The organism is Cardiobacterium sp., from assembly GCF_057314735.1.
In genome coordinates this window covers 1-21263 of record NZ_DBHKZK010000033.1, presented here as the reverse complement: position 1 = coordinate 21263, position 21263 = coordinate 1, and the positions used below count along the sequence as shown (strand labels likewise).

At 61.1% G+C, this 21263-nt stretch carries 21 protein-coding genes and 1 tRNA gene; 12 read left to right on the top strand and 10 right to left on the bottom strand.

Annotated features, from left to right (window positions below):
* Positions 1-67 precede the first annotated feature (67 nt).
* The gene (locus tag ACO54Z_RS03775; RefSeq protein ID WP_485995823.1) at positions 68-466 is read left to right on the top strand and encodes a GNAT family N-acetyltransferase; all 399 of its coding nucleotides are present in this window, start codon (positions 68-70) and stop codon (positions 464-466) included.
* Between the two features lie 294 nt (positions 467-760).
* Here the strand turns inward: ACO54Z_RS03775 and ACO54Z_RS03770 are convergent, their stop codons facing one another.
* Positions 761-1603: a DUF4198 domain-containing protein gene (locus ACO54Z_RS03770; protein ID WP_485995822.1), complete on the bottom strand. Its 843-nt coding sequence runs from the start codon at positions 1601-1603 to the stop codon at positions 761-763.
* Between the two features lie 173 nt (positions 1604-1776).
* Here ACO54Z_RS03770 and ACO54Z_RS03765 point away from each other — a divergent pair, with 173 nt between their 5' ends.
* Positions 1777-2229: a hypothetical protein gene (locus ACO54Z_RS03765; protein ID WP_485995821.1), complete on the top strand. Its 453-nt coding sequence runs from the start codon at positions 1777-1779 to the stop codon at positions 2227-2229.
* A 109-nt stretch (positions 2230-2338) separates the two neighbouring features.
* On the opposite strand, the gene ACO54Z_RS03760 is transcribed toward ACO54Z_RS03765, so the two are convergent.
* Positions 2339-2833 carry a hypothetical protein gene (locus tag ACO54Z_RS03760; protein WP_485995820.1) on the bottom strand — a complete coding sequence of 165 codons (495 nt, stop codon included), beginning with the start codon at positions 2831-2833 and terminating at the stop codon, positions 2339-2341.
* Positions 2812-3522 (bottom strand): hypothetical protein, encoded by a 711-nt coding sequence (locus tag ACO54Z_RS03755; protein ID WP_485995819.1) that lies wholly within the window; start codon positions 3520-3522, stop codon positions 2812-2814. Before ACO54Z_RS03755 ends, ACO54Z_RS03760 begins: the two co-directional genes overlap by 22 nt.
* 188 nt (positions 3523-3710) lie before the next feature.
* Between ACO54Z_RS03755 and ACO54Z_RS03750 the strand changes: the two genes are divergently transcribed.
* Positions 3711-3787: transfer RNA gene (locus tag ACO54Z_RS03750), tRNA-Pro, on the top strand.
* A gap of 153 nt (positions 3788-3940) precedes the next feature.
* Complete coding sequence (locus ACO54Z_RS03745; protein WP_485995818.1) at positions 3941-4252, top strand: PepSY domain-containing protein; 312 nt, start codon at positions 3941-3943, stop codon at positions 4250-4252.
* 46 nt (positions 4253-4298) lie between these two features.
* On the opposite strand, the gene ampD is transcribed toward ACO54Z_RS03745, so the two are convergent.
* The 4 genes from ampD to ACO54Z_RS03725 all read right to left on the bottom strand — a co-directional run bounded on the left by ampD (position 4299) and on the right by ACO54Z_RS03725 (position 7558).
* Positions 4299-4862 carry a 1,6-anhydro-N-acetylmuramyl-L-alanine amidase AmpD gene (ampD, locus tag ACO54Z_RS03740; RefSeq protein ID WP_485995817.1) on the bottom strand — a complete coding sequence of 188 codons (564 nt, stop codon included), beginning with the start codon at positions 4860-4862 and terminating at the stop codon, positions 4299-4301.
* A gap of 70 nt (positions 4863-4932) precedes the next feature.
* Positions 4933-5769, bottom strand: coding sequence for a PTS system mannose/fructose/sorbose family transporter subunit IID (locus tag ACO54Z_RS03735; RefSeq protein WP_485995816.1), 837 nt, complete (start codon positions 5767-5769; stop codon positions 4933-4935).
* A 12-nt stretch (positions 5770-5781) separates the two neighbouring features.
* Positions 5782-6576 (bottom strand): PTS mannose/fructose/sorbose transporter subunit IIC, encoded by a 795-nt coding sequence (locus tag ACO54Z_RS03730; protein WP_485995815.1) that lies wholly within the window; start codon positions 6574-6576, stop codon positions 5782-5784.
* 10 nt (positions 6577-6586) lie between these two features.
* Positions 6587-7558 carry a mannose/fructose/sorbose PTS transporter subunit IIA gene (locus tag ACO54Z_RS03725; protein ID WP_485995814.1) on the bottom strand — a complete coding sequence of 324 codons (972 nt, stop codon included), beginning with the start codon at positions 7556-7558 and terminating at the stop codon, positions 6587-6589.
* A gap of 182 nt (positions 7559-7740) precedes the next feature.
* Here ACO54Z_RS03725 and miaA point away from each other — a divergent pair, with 182 nt between their 5' ends.
* Positions 7741-8691, top strand: a complete 951-nt coding sequence (gene miaA / locus ACO54Z_RS03720; protein ID WP_485995813.1) for a tRNA (adenosine(37)-N6)-dimethylallyltransferase MiaA — start codon at positions 7741-7743, stop codon at positions 8689-8691.
* Positions 8692-8722: 31 nt separating this feature from the next.
* Positions 8723-9205, top strand: a complete 483-nt coding sequence (locus ACO54Z_RS03715) for a hypothetical protein (protein ID WP_485995812.1) — start codon at positions 8723-8725, stop codon at positions 9203-9205.
* A 477-nt stretch (positions 9206-9682) separates the two neighbouring features.
* Here ACO54Z_RS03715 and ACO54Z_RS03710 read toward each other — a convergent pair whose 3' ends face one another.
* On the bottom strand, positions 9683-10783 hold the full coding sequence (locus ACO54Z_RS03710; RefSeq protein WP_485995811.1) for a M23 family metallopeptidase: 1101 nt from the start codon (positions 10781-10783) through the stop codon (positions 9683-9685).
* A 55-nt stretch (positions 10784-10838) separates the two neighbouring features.
* On the opposite strand from ACO54Z_RS03710, the gene tyrS reads away from it, so the two are divergent.
* The 4 genes from tyrS (at position 10839) to ACO54Z_RS03690 (ending at position 14782) form a co-directional block, all read left to right on the top strand.
* A complete protein-coding gene (gene tyrS, locus ACO54Z_RS03705; protein ID WP_485995810.1) occupies positions 10839-12035 on the top strand; it encodes a tyrosine--tRNA ligase in 1197 nt (398 codons plus the stop codon).
* Complete coding sequence (locus tag ACO54Z_RS03700) at positions 12032-13330, top strand: S1 family peptidase (RefSeq protein ID WP_485995809.1); 1299 nt, start codon at positions 12032-12034, stop codon at positions 13328-13330. Before tyrS ends, ACO54Z_RS03700 begins: the two co-directional genes overlap by 4 nt.
* Positions 13315-14214 (top strand): FHA domain-containing protein, encoded by a 900-nt coding sequence (locus tag ACO54Z_RS03695; RefSeq protein ID WP_485995808.1) that lies wholly within the window; start codon positions 13315-13317, stop codon positions 14212-14214. The genes ACO54Z_RS03700 and ACO54Z_RS03695 overlap by 16 nt, the downstream gene beginning before the upstream one ends.
* 97 nt (positions 14215-14311) lie before the next feature.
* Positions 14312-14782: a Dps family protein gene (locus ACO54Z_RS03690; RefSeq protein ID WP_298080167.1), complete on the top strand. Its 471-nt coding sequence runs from the start codon at positions 14312-14314 to the stop codon at positions 14780-14782.
* Positions 14783-15269: 487 nt separating this feature from the next.
* Here ACO54Z_RS03690 and ACO54Z_RS03685 read toward each other — a convergent pair whose 3' ends face one another.
* Entirely contained in the window at positions 15270-17279 is a 2010-nt protein-coding gene (locus tag ACO54Z_RS03685) for a tetratricopeptide repeat protein (protein WP_485995807.1), read from the bottom strand.
* Positions 17280-17383: 104 nt separating this feature from the next.
* On the opposite strand from ACO54Z_RS03685, the gene purF reads away from it, so the two are divergent.
* Positions 17384-18898, top strand: coding sequence for an amidophosphoribosyltransferase (purF, locus tag ACO54Z_RS03680; RefSeq protein ID WP_485995806.1), 1515 nt, complete (start codon positions 17384-17386; stop codon positions 18896-18898).
* Between the two features lie 169 nt (positions 18899-19067).
* Entirely contained in the window at positions 19068-20780 is a 1713-nt protein-coding gene (gene dld / locus ACO54Z_RS03675) for a D-lactate dehydrogenase (RefSeq protein ID WP_485995805.1), read from the top strand.
* Here dld and ACO54Z_RS03670 read toward each other — a convergent pair.
* On the bottom strand, positions 20777-21263 hold a 487-nt coding region (locus tag ACO54Z_RS03670; RefSeq protein WP_485995804.1), incomplete at its 5' end, for a hypothetical protein. The two genes, dld and ACO54Z_RS03670, sit on opposite strands and share 4 nt — an antisense overlap.

Sequence of the window (21263 nt, the reverse complement as noted above, 5' to 3'; positions counted from 1 at the left end):
ACCCGCAGACGCCAAACAGGTTCCAAGCCCTTTCCCGCCCGCCGCTGACCACAACCGGAAACACCCTATGATTCACTACACCAACCAACAATCCCTCACCGCCGCACAATTTGCCGATGTGCTGAACCGCTCCGGCATTCACCGCCCCACCGCCGACCTGCCGCGCCTGCAAACGATGCTGGATGAAGCGGATATTTTATGGACGGCATGGGACGGCGAGCGCCTCGTCGGCGTCGCCCGTGCGCTCACCGATTACGCCTACGCCTGCTACCTTTCCGACCTCGCCGTGGATGCTTCCCACCAACGGCAGGGCATCGGCAAAACGCTGGTTGCGCACCTGCAAGCGCAAATCGGCGCGGACGTCGCGCTAATCCTGCTCGCGGCGGCAAACGCGATGGACTATTACCCGAAAATTGGCTTTGAAGCGCTGGATAACGGCTTCATCATCCGTCGCCGCCCTTTTTGATACCAATCATCCCAAAACGCAGGATAGGAGAGAAAGCCCGGCAAGCAGCACAGCGGCTGTAGGGGGTGCCGCAGACACGCGTTTCCCGTTTTTTCCCCGCGTGCGTGTCGGCTGCGCCGCCACGCTCTACACGCAAAGCCTGCCATAGGGTGCGCCTCGGCGCACCATCCGGGTGATGTCAGCGGTGGGGCAAGCCCCACCCTACGAACGGCTTCATCATCCGTCGCCGCCCTTTTTGACACGCCCATCATTAAAAACGCCCGCATGAAGCGGGCGTTTTCGTGCGGGACGCGCTTAGTGGTGGTGATGGCCTTCGTGGTGTTCGTGCGGCGCGGCGCGTTTTTCGCCAATCGGCAGTACCAGCGTGCTGGAGAGGCTGTGCTCCATGCAGGTCGCCTTGTCTTCAAACGGTGCCTTGTGGCTGACTTTGACTTTCCACAGGCCTTCGATGAGCGGGATGAGGTTGGCCTTGCCCTCTTTGTCGGTCTTGATGGAAAACGCCTGCGGCTCGCGTTCGTCGTGCAGCGCGTCCAGGTCTTTTTCGGCGAAGGTGTCGGAGGTGGCGATGACGGTCGCGCCCGCTAGCGGTTTGCCGTCGTAATAGACTTGCAGCGGGAACAGCGCATCGGCCTTGATTTGCGTCGGGTCGGCGAGCGGCACGATTTCCAGTCCCAGGCCGAGCGGTTTGCCCACGGCGGCAGCATCCACTTTTTTATCGCCGACAACCACCAGCGCCTTGCCGAACATTTGCGCCTGCTGGCAGGTGCTGGCATCAGGCATTTCTTTCAGGCTTTGCTGTTTCCAGCCGCTGTCATTTTTTGACCAGAATGTTGGCTGGTAGATGGCGCTAACCCAGTACACGCCCTTGCCGATTTTATCTTTGGAAACATACTGATAGTTTTCGCCCTGCTGGTTCATGTCCTCTGCCTTGCCGTCCAGGGCGGTGATTTGCAGCGGTTTGAAAATGTGCAGGCGATCGGCGGCAATCGGCTCGGCGGCGGGAAATTCGTGGCCGTAACCCATTTCGGCTTTCAGCACTTCGTCAGCGGCGGCTTTGGCGGGAACGTTGACCCAGAGTTCGTGCGCCTGAGCGAGGGAGGCGACGGCGAGGAGGGAGGCGATTAGCGTTTTTTTCATCAGGAAACTCCGTGGTTAAGGGATTGCTACGGTTATGAAAACCGGCGTGGATTGTAACAGGGTAGCGCAATGCCCGCAAATGCGAACGCATTGCAATGCGGTGATGGTGTTTGCAGAAATGGCAGGAATATCAGGCTATAATTTGCCACTCTTCCACTTGTTAAGGAAACACCATGAAAAAAATCGCCCTGGTTTGCGCCCTCTCCGCCGCCGCGGTTGCGCCACACGCCTATGCCGGTATTCCGATGATTTACGGCACGGCGGAAACTTCGGTCAAAGTGCATGACCTGCCCGATGAATTTCCCTTCCTCGTCGGAGCGGAACAAGTACCGATGGATGTCGGCTATTGCTACAAGCAGCTTCAGATTCTTTTTGTGCCTGTCTGGAATTACAACGAGCATTATTGTGGCTATATCGACGACAAGCGCTATTCGGATATTAGCAAGGAGAATCTGCTGGAGCTGTCTAAAGCGCTGTCGCTGGATACCAGTTGGGATAATGATGAACCCAAGATTCCTTTTTGGGACCGCATTGGTGGCAAACTGGTGCTTGGTGCCGTTGTGCTCTTTGCCATTTACCGCAGCATTCGCAATAAAAGGGAAGAAGCGGAGGAGGAGGAGGATTAAGTCTTTCTTGCAGGAATTGAAAAACGCCCGGCAACGGGCGTTTTTTTGGGATTTATTTCCGCAGCGCCATCATTATTTTGCTGGTAATGGAATGCCGCGTTTTTTATGTTTATTTGCGGCTGCTGCGGAAATTGTCGAGATAGGGATTCATGTCCAGTTTCCAGCCATTGTCGGTTTTGCGCCAGCGGGTAATCAGCGCGGTGCCATTGACGACGCGGCTGCTGTCCGGTTCGTAGGCGTGCAGCACTACCAGCACTTGATCGACGTCGTTGATTTCGCTGGACTGCATTTTTTTGGCGGTGAAGACGGCCTTGTTGCTGTCAATGCCCGCCTCGCTGAAGGTCTGGCGCAGGTATTGCCCCATCATTTGCACTGCCTTGCGTAGCCGTTTTTGTCCTTCTTTGCTGTTGGCGGTGTTGCCGTCAAGGAAGGCGATGTCGGCGATGGTCTGTTTTTCCAGTCCTTTTTCGTTTTTTATCAGCGACTGCATGAATTTTTCGGCCTTGGCGCCGACTGCCAGTTCGTCTTCGGTCGGCGGTGCGCTGGCGCAGGCAGCAAGCAGCGCGGTCAAAAGCAGCGCGATTATTCTTGCGGTACGAGCCATTTGCCCCCCTGGTTGGTCATTTTGAGGTTGAGGTCATGGCTGGTGCCGTTGCCGTAGATGACGCGGGCGTCGAGGCTGGCGTCGTTGCCCTGCTGGCGCACGCTTTGCGGCGCAATCTGGATTTGGCGCACGCCCTGTTTCTCGCCGGCGAAGTATTCGTTGCTGCCCGCTTTCATCAGCAACGCGCCTTTGGCGGTGCGCTCGTCCCACCAGCTTTGTCGCGGGTTGTAGGGGACGAAGGCGTAACGCCAGGCGGTTTCGCCATCGCCACGGTAAAGCGCGTTCAGGTAGGCCTGGGCGGTGGCGGTGATGTCGCTGCCGCCTTCGATGCTGCCACTGTAGGCGGCGGCACTCACTTGCGGACGTGGCGCGCGGCCGCCGTTGTCGCGCATGACGCTGATGTCGTCGCTTTGCCAGGCGGGGGAGAAGTCTTCGTCAATGGCGACGCGGGGCGCGGGCGGCGGTTCGTAGTAGCTTCCGGGTTCCGGCGGTGCGTCCATGCCGCCATCGTCTTCCATGCTGGTCAGTTGCGGATATTCGTAGAGGTCTTCCACGGCGTTGCCATCGGTACTGATGGATTCCAGCGCGAGGGTGTCGTTGTTTTCGTATTGGTAGGGGGGCGCGGAACCGCAGGCGCCGAGCAGCAATATGCCCAGAGCGAGGAATCCGTACCGTAACGCTGTCTGCATCTTTGCACTCCGCAGGGGGGAAAGGGCGCACAAAATAGCGATTCGCCCCTACAGGGTCAAGTATCGTTTTTACGACAGTTTTTGCCGGTAAATGCCTGCCAGTACGCGCTTTTTCTGCCTTTTGCCGATGGCTTTGCGTGCGCGTCTTGCAAAGCGGCAACAGGCGTGTATAATCCGCGCTCTCTTATCGGGGTGTAGCGCAGTCTGGTAGCGCGCTTCGTTCGGGACGAAGAGGTCGCAGGTTCAAATCCTGTCTCCCCGACCATTTTTCTCCAGTTAAAAAGATTTCGGGCTTTATGCCCGATTTTTTTATGTCCGCCTTTTGGGGCGAGGCGCTAATGCTCGCCTAAATGTTTCTGCCTACAATGCGGCAATTGGCCGTTGACCGCCATATTTTTCTTTTGACCCCGGAGTTTCCATGAGCAAAGCCCTGTTATCCGTAATGAGCGCCACTTTTGTCGCCGCCTTTGTCTTCGCCATTTCGCCCGCCCATGCCGATGACGACCGCGATTATTATCAGCAGCACCGTCGCCAGTTCATCAGTTATGAAAAGGCGGCGAGTATTGCCGCCCGTGCGGTGAAAGGTGGTGTCGTGACGGATTTGGAATTTGATCACGATCGCCGTGGCGATCATTTTGATGCGGAAGTGCGCGATGCCAGCGGACATGAATACGAGATAAAAATTGACGCGCGCAGCGGCAAGGTTTTGTCAAAGCAGCGGGATGATTAACCGCCATGTTCGCTATAAGAAACGGAGCGCCTGGACGCTCCGTTTTTTATGGTTGTTTGGCAGTGAGCAGGGTGCGGTAGTAATGCCAGTTAAATGCCGGGCCGGGGTCGGTTTTGCGGTCGGGGGCGATGTCGCTGTGGCCGGTAATGCGCGCCGGGGTGATGCGCGGGTGGCGGGCGATGATGGCGCGGCTAAGGGCGGCAAGTGCCTGATACTGGCGCAGGGTGTAGGGCGCATGGTCGCTGCCGTTCAGCTCAATGCCAATGCTGAAATCGTTGCAGTTTTCCCGGCCCTGATAGCGGGAGACGCCCGCGTGCCAGGCGCGCGCAATGGTCGGCACATATTGGGTAATGCTGCCGTCGCGCAGGATGAGGAAATGGGCGGCGACGCGTAGCCCGGCAATGGCATCAAGATAGGGGTGTTCGTGCCGCAATGCGGGCAAGGTACCGTCAAAAAGGGCGTTGATGTAGCGGTCGCCATGAACACCGGGCGGCAGGCTGATGTTGTGGATGACGAGCAGGCTGATGTCGTCCGGGTCGGGGCGGTCGTTGTGATGCGGGCTGGGGCGGCGGCGGGCGGCATCTAGCCAGCCGTTCGAGTCAAGGTTCATCGGGTATTTCCGGATGCGTACAAGGAAACCGCCCGCACGGCGGCGGGCGGTGTTGAGGTGCGGTGCCGTTTTACAGCCCGAAGATGCCCGCGTAGCGTCCGCCGACGCCGGCGACGAACATCACCAGGATGATGGCAATGGCGCTGACTTTCTTCTTCAGCAGGTACATACAAAGGAAGGTGAGCAGCAGCGGCACCAGGTTGGGCAGCAGGTCGTCCAGTACCGACTGCACGGTGGTGACGACTTCTTCGCCCGCCTGGTTTTTATAGCGCGCGATTTCCAGCGGGATTTTCAGGCTCGCCCAGCGCGCCACCAGTCCGCCCATGACGAAGAGGCCGAGGATGGAGGCGCCGGTGGTCAGTTTTTGCAACTGGCCGCCTTCCATGTCCTGCACGATTTCGGTGCCTTTCTGGTAGCCGTATTGCATGCTGTACCAGCGGGTGATGACGCGGATGAGGTTGATGCCGACGAAGAAGAGTATCGGCCCCAGGATGTTGCCGTTTTCCAGTGCCAGCGATGCGCCGAGAGCGGCGAGGATGATGCGCGCCGTGCCCCAGTAAATCGGGTCGCCGACGCCGGCCAGCGGCCCCATCAGCCCGACTTTGACGCCGCTGATGGCGCCGTCGTCAATCGGCGCACCGTTGGCGCGTTCTTCTTCCATCGCCGCCGTCACGCCCATGATGGCAGAGCCAATCCACGGCTGGGTATTGAAGAATTCGAGGTGGCGCTTCAGCGCGGCCGCCTGGTCTTCCTTTTTGCTGTAGAGGCGGCGGATGGCGGGCATCATGGTGACGCAGAAGCCCATCGACTGCATCCGCTCGAAGTTGAACGAGCCAAGGAGGAAGGTGGAGCGCCAGTACATGCTGCGCAGGTCGCCTTTGGTCAGTTTTTTTGCTTTTTCGCTCATGGGGTTGCTCCTTTATAGTCCTTCGAGTTCGTCATCGGCGAGCGGGGCTTGCCGCGTGGCGGGGGCGTTGCCGCCTGCGCCCTTGTTGAAGCGCGGGCTGAGTTGTACGTAAACGATGGCCAGCACGGTACCGATGATGCCGAGGCCGATGAGGTTGTAGCCGGAGAAGACGGCGATAACGAAGCCGAGGAAGAAGAACGGCATCAGCGCGCGGGCACTCATCATGTTAATCACCATCGCGTAACCGACGACGACGACGACGTTACCGGCGATGCGCAGCCCTTCGGCGACTTCCACCGGAATCTGCTTGAGGAAATCCTGCACGCTGCTCGCCTCGGCGGTGGCGACGACAATCGCTGCCGGGATGGCGACACGCAAGCCTTGCAACAGCAGCGCGCCGAAGTGGCAAAGCTCAATCCCCCGGAAATTTGCCTCTTTGGCGAAATTGTCCGCCTGATGCTGGAAGAAAACGGCAATGGTGCGCACGAAGATGGTCAGCACCTGCCCGGCAATCGCCACGGACACGGCGATGGCGATACTTTCCTGCGGATTCTGCCCGCCCTTGATGACAAGAATGGCGGTGATGACGCTGGCGAGTGCCGCATCCGGCGCCATTGCCGCGCCGACGTTCATCCAGCCCAGCGCCAGCAGTTCCAGCGTGCCGCCGACCATGACGCCGGTTTTCAAATCGCCGAGGGCGAGGCCAATCAAAGTACAGGCGACCAGCGGGCGGTGCGTCTGCCGTTCATCAAGCACCGAGCCCATGCCGCAGATGAGCCCGACCAGGGTTACCCAAAAAATTTCCATCTCTGTCTCCTTAGAATTGAATGTTTGCCAGCTTCGGCATCACATCTTCGGCGGGCGAAGTGGCGAGTTGTTGCAGCGTCATCTTCACGCCCATTTCGTTCAACCGCCTGAAGGCGGCGACATCATCGGCATCGACCGCGACCGCCTGACTGATCAGCTTGCAGCCTTCGCGGTGGGTCATGCCGCCGACGTTCACCTGCTTGATGTCCACACCGCCCTCAATCAGCCGGACGATGTCGCCCGGTTTCGTCACCAGCCACAGCACCTTGCGGTCGGCGTACATCGGGTTGTGCCAGACCTTGATCGCCTTATCGACGGTAATCACATACGACTGCAAATGCGCGGGCGCGACCTGAAGCAGCAGCTTGCTGCGCAGCGGGTCATTGGCAACCTCGTCGCTGATGGCAAAAATCGCGTCGCATTTGACCGCCTTCGCCCAGGAAGTGGCGACCTGACCGTGAATGAGGCGGCTGTCAATGCGCAACAGCGGAATCTGCATATGGCCGGAAGTGGGGCGGCCGGCGCGGCGGTCGGCCACCGGTGCGGCGGCTGCGGCAGGCGCGGCAGCGGGGGCGGCGGCAGACGGCAGCGCATTGCGAAACGCCTTCGTCCCCTCCATTGAGGCGGTAAAAGCGCGCTTGACCAAATCGGCGACGGTGCTTTTCTCGTCGCGGCTGTCAAGCAGCTCCAGCAACATCGGCAAATTCACCCCGGAAAGCACATCGGCGCGCGCAGTCGGCGCGGCGACGCGGATGGCGGCGTTATACGGACTGCCGCCGAACAAATCGACAAGAAACAGCACATCATCGCTGATACCCGCCTCCGTCATAATCGCCTCGTACTTGCGGATCAAGTCCTCCGGCCCCTCGCCGGGCATGAACGTCACCGCGTGCACGCCTTCAGCCTCGCCAAACACCATCGCGGCGGAATTGACGAGCTCCTCGGCAAACCGCCCGTGGCAGGCAACAATTAAATGAATCATCGAGTTATCACTCCCATCAAAAGGATTGCAACAGGCGCGGACGCCTGCATCCTGCTGCCGGCGTGGCACGCAAACCCGTCGCAGCGGAAAAATCATATAAGAAAACGTAACAAACCGTTAAAAATTTGTGGCGGACAGCGCCGGGGGCGACAATAACCGCCCGCAATCCAGGAGAACCCAGCGTGCAACCCGTTATCTGCCTCATCGGTCCGACCGCCTCCGGCAAAACCGCGCTCGCCTTCGCCCTCGCCGACCGCTACCCCGTTCACCTCATCAGCGTCGATTCCGCGCAAATCTACCGTGGCATGAACATCGGCAGCGCCAAGCCGGACGCCGCCACCCTCGCCCGCTACCCGCACGCGCTGATAGACATCCTTGAGCCGGAAGAGGCTTACTCCGCCGGGCGCTTCGCCGCCGACGCCCGCCGCGAAATCGCCGCCGCACACGCACGCGGCCAAATCCCGCTGCTGGTCGGCGGCACCATGCTCTACTACCACACCCTCTACACCGGGCTGGACGACCTGCCACCCGCCGACCCGGAAAACCGCGCCCGCATCGAGGCGCGCCTCGCCACCGTTGGCAGCGCCGCGCTGCACGCCGAACTCGCCCGCGTCGATCTGCAAAGCGCCGCCACCATCCAGCCGAACGACCGCCAGCGCCTGGTGCGCGCGCTCGAACTGCTTGCCACCACCGGCCAGCCGCCGAGCGCGCTCTACGCCGCGCAACAAACCCGCCGCCCGCCGTGGCCGACACTCGCCATCGGCCTCAACCCGGCACGCGCCGTGCTACACCAACGCATTGGCGAGCGCTTCCACGCAATGATTGCACAAGGCCTCATAGACGAAGTAGCGGCGCTGAAAACCCGCCCGCAACTCAGCCTCGCCGCACCATCCATGCGCAGCGTCGGCTATCGTCAAATCTGGCAATACCTGGACGGCGCCTGCGACCGCGCCACCGCCATCGAACAGGCCATCATCGCCAGCCGCCAACTGGCCAAACGACAAATCACCTGGATGAACAACCGCCTCGGCCGCGAACTTGCCATCAGCCAGTACGACCCGCTCGCAAACCCCGCCGCACCACTGCTGGCCGTGGAAAAATACCTGCAACAACCCCCGGTAAAGCCGATATAATTACCATCCGTTAAAGAAACACGAGAACCAGATGAAAAAACACCTGCTCACCCTCCTGCTCCTCGCCAGCGGCGCCTTGGCCGCGCCGACTGCCAGCGTCAGCGGCAACTGGCGCTGCCAGACCGTCAGCTACCAACAATACGGCAACAACTACCTGATCTTCATCGACAAAACCCACTGGCAGCACAAAGAAGACGGCAGCCTGCACGGCGAGGGCAAAGTTGAAGTGCGCATCCACAGCAAGACCAACCCGACCCTGCGCCTCTACTTTGACTACGCCTCGGACGGCAGTTGGCAACAAATCGGCGACCGCCTGCTGATTGAGACCATCAAGCCGCGCTTCGTCACCTCCGGCAAAACCGCGGCGCAACTGCGCCCGGCGGCGGAAAACATCGCACGCGACGTCAACAGCAAACCGCAACAGACCGTCGCCTCCAACATCATCTTCGTCAATGCGCGCCAACTCATCCTCGAAGACCGCGAAAGCCACGACTTCACCCGCTGCCGCCGCTGACGGATTCCGTCCATAAAAAACCGCCGCTGACCACGGCGGTTTTTTTATGAAATGCACTGAAAAGTATGGCTATATGGTCCGCGCTGGTCATGCGCCGGGGTAATGTGCGCAGCAATGCAGCAGTGGTTTTTCGTCCGTGGTACGTGCGCAATCCTGAGTCATCCTTGCGATTTTTTCTCGCCAACGTCGTCAGTCCCAATGTTGTCCACAAATTTTGGGGATAAATCGCGGTGGTGGTATTGGTCGGCAGTCATCGTTGCGCGGGCGCGTTATCCACAAATCCAGCGCTGGCGCGGCAGTCGGGATTGCAAGCGGAAAAAGCGCTTTGTTTACCGCAGGCTCTTTTATCCCGATGTTTTTGCTATGTTTTTGTCGCGACACCCGTCCCGCACCACGCGGCGCAAACGGCGGTGAATATTGCGTTTTTTGGCAAAACGCGCGAGTTGTCCACCGGGTTATCCACATCCTGCCGGGGCGTTATGGGCTGTTCCCCGCCAGCCGGTTCATTTCCTGGTCAAACTGGTCGCAGCGGTAGCGCCAGGCGTCCTTGTTGTTGGCCGCCAGCGGGCGCGTGCTCGGCAGGCTGACGGTCATCGGGTCGTGCGGGATGTCGTCTATGCGCACTTCGTAGTGCAGGTGGCTGCCGGTGGAGCGGCCGCTGTTGCCCAAGTTGCCGATGGTCTGGCCGCGTTTGACGCTGTCGCCGGTTTCCACTTGCGCGGCGGAGAGGTGGGCGTAGCGGGTCTGGTAGCCGTTCGGATGGTCGATGATGACGACGCGGCCATAGCCACCCTGCCAGCCGGAGAAGCGGACGATGCCGTCGCCGGTGGCGTGTACCGCGCTGCCGTAGGCGGCCTTGAAGTCGGTGCCTTCGTGCGGGCGGATGATGCGGGTGATGGGGTGGACGCGCATCGGGTCAAAGGGCGAGGTGATGTGGTCGTAGCTGGTGAGCGGGATGCGGTCCATCATCGCCTCGGGCGCGTTGCCGTCGTGGTCGTAGTACCAGGTGTTTTTGTTTTCGTGGCGGGCGTACCAGGTGTTGCTGCCGCTCCGGGTATTGAGGCGCAAAGCGATGATTTTGCTGTTTTTCGGGTCGATTTTGCCGTCTTTTTCGTAGTCGGCGTAGTAGAGGTCGATGTGGGTCAGCGCGCCGTCTTCGAGGCGGTGTTGCAGTGGCTCAAGCTGGGCGACCAGGGTCGGGTTGAAGCCGCTTTTTTGCAGGTGGTACCAGTAGTCGCCGGAAAGCCGCCAGGTTTGGTAGTGTTTGATGAAGCGGCCATTGCCGGCGGTTTTCGCCGGTGGTTTGGCGCTCGTGGGCGGGCCGGGTATTTCTTTGGGCGACGGCGAGGGCGGCTGTGGGGACGGTGGTGGGGCGGGTTCGTCTTCGTAGTCGTCGTCTGCAAAGTCGTCGGTGGTTAGGGCTTCGGGCGGGGTTACGGTATGATGCGCGCTCTTGTATTCGGGCAACCAGAAGTCCGCTGGCAAGAGGGCGTACAGGGCGACACCGAGGAAGCCGATGAGGGCTATCCACGGCAAGAGGCGTCGTTGGGTGCGGTCGTTATGCAGTTCTGGTGGCATTTTTGTTCCTTTGGCGCGCGTTTGGCGCGCATTTTAGCTTTTTTCGGAGGTTTTTATGGTCGTGGATGAGCAGTTGGCGCTGTTTGGCCGTGGTGCGGTGGATTTTGTCGGCGCGGAGGATTTGCGCGAAAAGCTCGCCGCAGGCAAGAAGCTGCGGGTCAAGCTCGGCATGGATCCGACCGCGCCGGATTTGCATTTTGGTCATACGGTGGTGCTGAACAAGTTGCGCCAGTTTCAGGATGCCGGGCATCAGGTGCTGTTTTTGATTGGCGATTTCACCGCACGCATCGGCGATCCTTCCGGCAAGAGCGCGACCCGTCCGCCGCTGTCCACCGAGCAGGTGCTGGCCAATGCGGAGACGTACAAGGAGCAGGTGTTCAAGATTCTTGACCCGGCGAAGACGGAGATTCTCTTTAATTCAAGCTGGATGGAGCCGATGCAGGCAGCGGATGTGATTCGCCTTGCCGCCAAGTACACGGTGGCGCGCATTCTGGAGCGCGATGATTTCCACAAGCGCTACACCGAGGGGCGGCCGATTGCGGTGCATGAGTTTTTGTATCCGCTGACCCAAGGCTATGATTCTGTCGCGATGGAGGCGGATGTGGAGCTGGGCGGCACCGACCAGAAGTTTAATCTGCTGGTGGGCCGCGATTTGCAGCGCGAGTACGGCCAGTCGCCGCAGGCGATTATTACCATGCCGATTCTGGAAGGCCTCGACGGCGTGCAGAAGATGAGCAAGTCGCTCGGCAATTATGTCGGCATTTTTGACGCGCCCAATGATATGTTCGGCAAGATTATGTCGGTATCGGACGAGCTGATGTGGCGCTGGTTCACCCTGCTTTCGTTCCGCTCGATGGCGGAGATTGAGGCATTGCAAGCGGAAGTCGCCGCCGGACGCAATCCGCGCGATGTGAAGTTTGAGCTGGCGCGCGAGCTGGTCGCCCGTTTCCATGATGAGGCGGCGGCGGCAGCGGCGCAGGAGGCGTTTGTCAATCGCTTCGCCAAGAATGAAATCCCGGAAGACCTTGAGGAAATCCGCATTGACGCCCCCGACGGCGAACTTGGCATCGGCCAGGTGCTGAAGGCGGCAGGACTGGTTAGCAGCACGTCGGAAGGGTTGCGCATGGTCGATGGCGGCGCGGTCAAGATTGACGGCGAACGGGTCGAAAGCCGCGATTTCAAGCTGGCACGCGGTTTCAGCGGTATCGTACAGGCGGGCAAACGCCGCATTGTCAAGGTGGTCATCGCATGAGAAAGCTGCTCCTCCTCGGCGCGCTGCTTGCGGGCAGCGCCTTTGCCCAGCCGGTACTGCCCGCGCAGAATGAAAAAGGCGAGACGGCAGCGGTGCCGTTCTCGGTCAATGCGCTCTTTTCCTCTTATAAACCGAGCATCTATCAGGTGCGCACCATCAACACCGCTACGGGTCAGAAAACCAGCATCGGCTCCGGTTTCGTCATCGGCGACGGCAAGATGATTGCCACCAACTACCACGTCATCGCCGACGCGGTAAACAAGGAAAAGCACGAAATCGAGTACATCAGCACCGACGACCGCGAAGGCAAACTGCGCCTGCTCGCGGTGGACGTGGTGCATGACCTCGCCATCGTCGCCGCCGACCACGACCTCGGCAAACCCTTCAAACTGCTCGGCGGCATCCCCGAACAGGGCGAAGCGCTCTACGCGCTGGGCAACCCCGGCGATTTGGGCTTCATCATCGTCGATGGCATCAACAACGGCATCCTGCAAAAAAGCGCGCGCTCGCGCATCCTCTTCTCCGGCGCGATTAACAGCGGCATGAGCGGCGGGCCGACGGTGAACAAGGGCGGCGAAGTCGTCGGCATCAACGTCGAAAGCCAGGGCAACGACATCGGCTTCCTCGTCCCTGCGAGCCACCTCGCCGACCTGCTCAAACAGGCGGAAGGCGGCGCGGTCAACATCAACGAATCCATCGCCGACCAGCTCTTTGCCGACAACGACAAATACTACACGCCGTTTTTCAGCGGCAAATGGAAGACCGCCACCATCGGCCACTTCAAAGTGCCGACCGAAATCGGCGGCGACCTGCGCTGCTGGGACGTCTCGCCCGAAGCCCAACTGGAAGACCTCGCCGTCAGCGAATCCGTCGTCTGCCAGTCCGACCGCACCACCTACATCAGCCGCGACATCCAGATTGGCGTGATGGGCTTCATCTACAGCAACTTCTACGCGCGCGAGCCGATGCTCACCTCGCGCTTCTACCACCTCTACAGCCAGGAATACCGCCTGCCGACCGAACACCGCAGCAGCCGCGACTACGGCGACTTCAACTGCAAGGCGGACTTCGTCAGCATCGGCGGCAAACCCTTCAAAACCACCTACTGCACCCAGCCCTCGAAAAAATTCATCAAGGGCGACGAAGCCGTCTCTGACCTCTACCTCATCGCCGCGCAAATCGGTGAAAAACAACAAGGCTTCACCATCACCCTGATGCTCACCGGCATCCAGGAAAACCTCGGCAAGCGCGTCATGGCACACATACTGGAACAAATCACATGGCAACAGAACTGACCGTCGAAAACCAGGACAACATCTACCGCGTCCACACCTACCCGGTGCGCATTGGCCGCGCCAAAGACAACGACATCATCGTCAAGGCGCCCTTTGTCGCCGACTACCACGCCGTCATCGAACAGGGCGCACAGGGGCTGACCATCCGCAGCCTTGAACAAAGCCACGCCAACGGCGAACGCATCCACACCACCCGCCCGCTCGCCGCCAACACCCTGCTGCAAATCGGCACCGCCACCCTGAAAATCTGGCTTGACCCGGCCAAACCGATGCCGCTGGCGCACAAACAGCGGCGCTGGTGGCCGCTGTTCACCCACCCGGCCGCCGTTGCCGCGTGGTTCATCGCCGCCATCTTCCTCACCATGTGGCAAGGCTACCTCGACAGCCCGCAAAGCTACATCGTCGATTACAACCGCCTCATCACCACCATCATCATCCTCCTCGGCCTCGCCTGGATCACCCACACCATGATTCAGCCGCTGGCACGGCGCTACCTCATCCTGCCCGTGCTCGGCCTCGTCAGCGCCTACAGCGCGCTCGGCGACCTCCTCTCCGCCGCCGCCGACTGGTACGGCTTCCAGACCAGCAGCACCAGCGCCGACACCTGGGCGACCATCCTCGGCTTCGCCGGCTTCCTCTGGCTCTACCGCGCCTTTTTGCGCGACCACATCCCGCTCGCCGGCCGCATCCTCTGGCGCGCGACCGTCCTGACCCTGCTGCCGACACTATTGCTCGTCTCCTACAGCTACCTGCGCGAACACGACTTCTACAGCCAGCGCCCCGGCAGCTACCCGGTGTACCAGAACAAACTGCAAAGCAGCATCATGCTCAACAGCCAAATAAAACCAATCAAAAACTTCTTTTCGATTGACAAAAACGAATAACGCGCTACAATGCGCGCCGTTGAAAGAGAGGCGATGCAAACAGAGTTCTGTACCAGGCGCGTCGCTGAAAGTTCCATAACCAACCGGAGAAAACACCATGAGCATTAACATTGGCATCACCGAAGCCCAGCGCAAAACCATCGCCGAAGGCCTCGCCAAAGTCCTGGCCGACAGCTACACCCTCTACCTCAAGACCCACAAATTCCACTGGAACGTCGAAGGGCCGATGTTCCGCACCCTGCACCTGATGTTTGAAGAGCAGTACACCGAGCTGGCGACCGCTGTCGATGAAATCGCCGAACGCATCCGCGCGCTGGGCTTCCCGGCACCGGGCTCCTACAGCGAATTTGCCGCGCTGACCGAAATCAAGGAAAACACCGGCAAGCCGGACGCGCTGACCATGATCCGCGAACTGGTCGAAGGCCAGGAAACCGTGGTACGCACCTGCCGCACCCTCTTCCCGGCAGTCGATGAAGCCAACGACGAAGCCACCGCAGATCTGCTCACCAACCGTATGCAAACCCACGAAAAAGCCGCGTGGATGCTGCGCGCGCTGCTGGAAAAATAAACCGGCACACACCCCAATACGAATAACGACACACACTCGCCAAAACCCGCCGCAAGGCGGGTTTTGTTTTGCCCGCGTTTGGCAAAAGCCGCTCCTGCGGCAACTCAACCCGCTCGCTGCGGGCTTTGCCCTGCGGGGGCAGGTTGGGGGAATGAGCGATTATGGCTTGCGAAGCAAGAGAGAGGGTTTTATCCGCCGAATGGTAAACAACGCCCAAACCCGCCATAGACTGCACCCGGCATGGTTGTGCGGCGGTGGGGCAAGCCCCACCCTACGCACGCTGCGCCGCCACCCCTACGCCCAAAATCCGCCATAGGGTGCGCCTCGGCGCACCATCCGGGTGATGCGACGTTTTTGCGACGGTGGCGAGAAACCGTCAGCAAGTCGTAAACCGGCTCGTAGGATGTGTGCCGCAGGCAGGCACGCGTTTCCCGTTTTTCACCGCGTGCGTGTCGGCTGCGCCGCCACATACCCTACGCATCACGATTCAGTAATGCCACAGCGCGCGCAGGTTTTGTTGTAGCGCCGGCAGGCCGCTGCGTTGTTTGGCGTGCAGCCAGTCGTATCGGTCAAAGAGGAAGCGGGCGGGTTCAAGTTCGCCGGGGATGAAGGGGAAGCCCTGGTTTTCGGTTTTCAGCTCGTAGTAATCCGCCAGGGTTTCGTTTGGGGGTTGGCGGTGGTAGCCGTGGCGGAAGTCGCTGGCAAGGTCGTCCGAGGCGCGGCCGGAGCCCAGGTCGCTTGCCTGTTGGATCAGCGCCCTTTCCCGGTTTTTTTTGGGCGTCGCGGGGGCGGCGTAGGAACCGGAGTTGCGGTCGCGTGCGCCCAACCAGTACAGGGTTTCCGGGTCGGGGTGGTGTCCCTGTACGGCTTGTGTTTGCCAGTATTGGCCGAGGGCGGCGCTGTGGTCGGCGTCGCTGTAGCGGTCGCGGTAGCTGTCGGCGAGGTGGCGCATGGCGATGTTGTTACCGCCAGCGGCGGCGCGGCGGTACCAGTCCTGGGCGAGGCGGTCGTTTTTGGCTTTGGCGGCGATTTGGCCGAGCCAGTTTTGTGCGTTGGTTTCGCCTTGTGCGGCGGCTTTTTCCCACCAGTAGCGCGCCTCGTCAGAGACGGTGTAGGGTTTTTGTTGTCCGTGTTGGGCGAGCAGGCCGAGCGCGGTTTGCGCGCGGGCGTGTTCTTGTCTGGCGGCTTTGCTGTACCAGGCGCGGACGGGTTTCGGCGGCGCGCTGCCACCAGTCGCGGGCGTTTTGCTGGTCGCCCCGCCGTGCCTGCTGGTTGCCGAGTTCGCGCATCGCCCCGCGTGGTTTTGTGCGGCGGCGCGTTGCCAGTGGGCGGTGGCGGCGGTTTCGTCGCCCTGGGCGTGGGCGAGTTGGCCAAGCCAGTAGCGGGCGTCGGGGTGGTTGGCGGCAGCGGCACGGTTGAGGTTTTCCCGCGCGCTGTCGGTGTCGCCGCTTTGCCAGGCGAGGATGGCAAGGGCGGTTTGGGCGTCCGGCAGCTGTTGCGCGGCGGCTTTACTGTGCCATTTGCGCGTTTCGTCGGGGTCGGGGCGGACGCCGTCGCCGCGCGCGTAGGTTTGGCCGAGGCGGTATTGGGCGGCGGTGTCGCCGCGGATGGCGGCGGTGTAGGTGTTTTGCCAGGTGTCGGTGGCGGTGATGGCGGGGGTATCGTCGCTGTCGTCTGCGGGGATGTCCGCGCGGCATTGCTGCTGTGGCGGTTTTTCCGGCCATTGGTCGGCTTCGGTCAGGACGTAGGCGAGGAGGTTGTCGGTGTCGAACCGGTAGCAAGCGGGACCGGTGGAGAGGGTGGTGTTTTGTCCGGGGTCGGCAAGTTGCCGGAGTTCGCGGCGCAGCAGCAGGTGCTGCGGCTCGGTGCGGATGGCGCGGGTGAGCCAGTAGGGGTCGTCGTAGCGCTGGAGGTTGAGCATGGCCGGGAGGTAGTTCTGTGCGGCGGCGGCGTACCAGTAGGCGCCGGCGCTGTCCGCGTCCGGGTCGCGCTTGTGGTTGATGCAGCCGCGCCAGTATTCGGCAACGGCGCTGCAGTTGGTGCGGATGGCCAGTTCCAGCCAGGCGGAGGCGGCGTCGTATTCTTCGGCAAGGATGTCGAGGTATTCGCCATCGTTGATTTTTTGTAGCGGCGCAAGGCGGTACAGGGCAAGTGCGATGTAGGCGCGCGGATCGCCCTGGGCGGCGGCTTTCCGAAACCACGCTTGCGCGGTTTGGTGGTCGCCTTGTCGGCTGTGGTACTGGCCGAGGCGGTATGGGGTGTCGGTGTCGCCTGCTGCGGCGCGCGGCTGCCAGTAGCGCATCGCGGCGAGGGTGGCGGCGGCGCGGTCGGCAAGGGTGGCACGGGCGACGGCGGTCTGCGGCAACGGCGGCAGGGTGTCTGCCGGTTCGCGGGCGATGGCGGCGGTGAGGTGTTCGGCGGCAAGCCACAGTCGGGCGGGTACAGCGGGGCTGGCTGCGGCGAGGGCGAGTGCAAGGGCGGTAATGAGGCGGGGCATGGCATTTCCTTATGGCGGGACGGGCGGCGACAGTGTAGCAATTCCCGGCAAAAGGCGGCGGGGCGGGCGTATAATCCGCGCCTCATTTCTCCGGGAGTTCAGGTATGTGCGGCATTGTGGGCATTGTGGGCAAATCCTTTGTAAACCAGGCGCTGTATGACGCGCTGACCGTCTTGCAACATCGCGGCCAGGACGCCGCCGGTATTGCCACCTGCGACGCGGACGGGCGCTTTTTCCTGCACAAGGACAACGGTCTCGTGCGCGATGTTTTCAGCGAGCGCGAGATGCAGCGCCTTGTCGGCAATTACGGCATCGGCCATGTGCGCTACCCGACCGCCGGCACTTCGAGCGCCGCCGAAGCGCAGCCGCTCTATGTGAACTCGCCCTACGGCATCGCCCTCGCCCACAACGGCAATCTCACCAATACCGACGAGCTCATCCGCGCCATTTACGAGAGCGACCTGCGCCACATCAACACCCACTCCGATTCCGAAGCGTTGCTCAACGTCTTCGCCCACGAAATCCAGCGGCAGCAGCAACTGCGGCCCACGCCGGAAGTCATCTTCAACGCCGTCGCCGCCACCCACCGCCGCGTGCGCGGCGCCTATGCCGTGGTCGCGATGATTAGCGGCTACGGCCTCGTCGCCTTCCGCGACCCGTTTGCCATCCGCCCGATTATCTACGGCGTGCGCGACAGCGAAGACGGCGGACATGAATACATGATTGCCAGCGAGTCTGTCGCGCTGGAATCGCAAGGGTTCACCATCGTGCGCGACCTTGAGCCGGGCGAAGCACTCATCATCACCAAAGACGGCACGGTGCATCACCGCCAATGCGTCGAACACCCGCGCCGCGTGCCGTGCATCTTTGAGTACGTTTACTTCGCCCGCCCCGACTCCACCATCGACGGCATCAACGTCTATAAAGCCCGGCTGCGCATGGGCGAAAAACTGGCGGAAAGCATCCTGCGCGACTGGCCGGAGCACGACATCGACGTCGTCATCCCCATCCCCGACACCAGCCGCAGCTCGGCGATAGAGCTCGCGGCGCGGCTCGGTGTCAAATACCGCGAAGGCTTCGTCAAAAACCGCTACATTGGCCGTACCTTCATCATGCCCGGCCAAAAACAGCGGAAAAAATCGGTGCGGCAAAAGCTGAACGCGATGACCCTCGAATTTCGCGGCAAAAACGTGCTGCTGGTGGACGACTCCATCGTGCGCGGCACCACCAGCGGACAAATCATCCAGATGGCACGCGACGCGGGCGCGAAAAAAGTCTATTTCGCCAGCGCCGCGCCGCCGGTGCGCTTCCCCAACGTTTACGGCATTGATATGCCGACCCACGAAGAGCTCATCGCCTTCCGTCGCGAAGAAGCGGACGTCGCCGCCGCGATTGGCGCCGACCGCGTCATTTACCAGACCCTGCCCGACCTGATAGACGCCTGCGCGGGCAGCAAACACAGCCTGCCGGAAGACTTTGACTGCTCCGTCTTCAACGGCTGCTACATCACCGGCGACATCGACGACGCCTACCTCGCCCGCCTCGAACACCAGCGCCAGGACAACAAGGCCTCGCGCAAAACCCCGATGATTGAGGCGGCGGGGGATGATGATCTCTGACGCCAATCCCCTTCATTGAAATCTCCCTCCCCTGTGGGGGAGGGCCGGGGTGGGGTTACTGGTCATCTTCGCCAATGCCATGCGTTCCCCCCATCCCCACGTACATACACCTGAGCGCTCAAGGTGTATGTAAACCGCGCAACCATTCACCACCACAAGGAAACCCGCCATGAGCCAAAACCACCCCGCCCTGGACGAACTCGCCGCCATCGTTGGCCGCCGCCACCTCCTTACCAAACCCGCAAAAACCGCGCCCTACCGCAAAGGCTTCCGCTACGGCGAAGGCGATGTCCTCGCCGTCGTCCAGCCCGGCACCCTCTACGAGCTGTGGCAAGTCGCCGAAACCTGCGTCGCGCACGACCTCATCATCATCATGCAGGCGAGCAACACCGGCCTCACCGGCGGCTCCGTCCCCTACGGCGACTACGACCGCCCCGTCGTCCTCATCAGCGCCCGCCGCCTGAAAGGCATCCGCCTCATTGAAGACGGCGCGCAAGCCATCGCCCTGCCCGGCGCGACCCTCTACGAACTCGAAGACGCCCTCGCCGCCATAGGCCGCGAACCGCACAGCGTCATCGGCTCAAGCTGCATCGGCGCCTCCATCATCGGCGGCATCTGCAACAACTCCGGCGGCGCGCTCATCCAGCGCGGCCCCGCCTACACCGAAATGGCGCTCTACGCCCGCATCAACGAACACGGCACGCTTGAGCTCGTCAACCACCTCGGCATCAACCTCGGCCAGCACCCGGAAAACCTGCTCAACCGCATCGAACGCGGCGATTACAGCGATGCCGACATCGCCCCCGCCAGCGGCCAAACCTCCGACCACGAATACCAGGAGCGCGTGCGCGACATCGACGCCGACACCCCCTCGCGTTACAACAACGATGGCCGCCGCCTGTTTGAAGCCTCCGGCTCGGCGGGACGGCTCATCGTCTTCGCGGTGCGCGTCGATACCTTCGCCAAACCCGAACGCCAACAAACCTACTACATCGGCGCGCACGACCCCGACACCCTGACCGAACTGCGCCGCCACATCCTCAAACATTTCAAAAACCTGCCCGTCTCCGGCGAATATATGCACCGCGACTGCTACGACATCGCCGAACGCTACGGCCGCGACACCTACCTCGTCATCGACCGCCTCGGCAGCAAACACATCCCGGCCTTCTTCCGCTGGAAAAACCGCATTGACCGCCTTGGCGAAAAACTGCGCATCAAAAACCTCTCTGACCGCCTGAGCCAATGCGCGACCGACGCCCTGCCGACGCACCTGCCGCCGTTCATGAAACAAATGCGCGACCAGTACGAACACCACCTCATCCTGAAAATGGCAGACGGCGGCGTGGACGAAGCCGACGCCTACCTCAAACAATACTTCGCCAGCCACCCGCACGATGGCGCCTACCATAGCTGCACCGCCAAAGAAGGCGCGCAGGCGACCCTGCACCGCTTCGCCGCCGCCGGCGCCGCCAACCGCTACCACGCCGTCAAAGGCAACGCAGTCGGCGACCTGCTGGCGTTGGACATCGCGCTGCGCCGCAACGAACACGACTGGTTCGAGCGCCTGCCCGCCGAAATCGACGCGCACATCGCCGCCAAACTCTACTACGGCCACTTCTTCTGCCACGTCATGCACCAGGACTACGTCTTAAAACCCGGCAGCGACGCGGCGGCGGTCAAACACGCGCTGCTCGCGTATCTGGACGGCAAAGGCGCCGAATACCCGGCGGAGCACAACGTCGGCCACCTCTATCCGGCGAAAGAAGCACTTGCCAACTTCTACCGCGCGCAAGACCCGACCAACAGCCTCAACCCCGGCATCGGCAAAACCACGAAAAAGAAAAACTGGGAAAAAGGCTGCGGTTGCGGAGGACATTAACCCTGTAACCCGCGCAAAAACAGCGACGGATTGCCCGCGCCACCGCTTGGCGACTGCCATCCGTGCAGACCGGTTCCAGACCGGTCCAAAAGAACCGCCAACATTTGGCGGTTTTTTTGGCAGTGGCGAAGCCGTATGTTGGCATTGCGAATGTTGACCATAAATGCCCGGACTACATTTGCTGTTTGGTGTGGATTGCCATATTCCATCCACTTAAAGCGGTCAATGATTCCAATCCCATAATTATTCAGTCTTTTTTGCCGCAGACGATGCTTCCCATTTCTGCAAATATTCCGCTGCGTCGGCAATGCCCTGCATGGCCGCCTGTTCCAGCCAAAAGCGCGCCTCGACGATATCCGCTTTGCTGGCATTTCCTTGCAATAAATATAGCAATCCTCTCTAAATTCTATACAATCATCCATTTCCCTGGAGCCTGACCATGCCATACCCCCAAGCCATGAGAGAAAGAGCCATAGCCGCGCA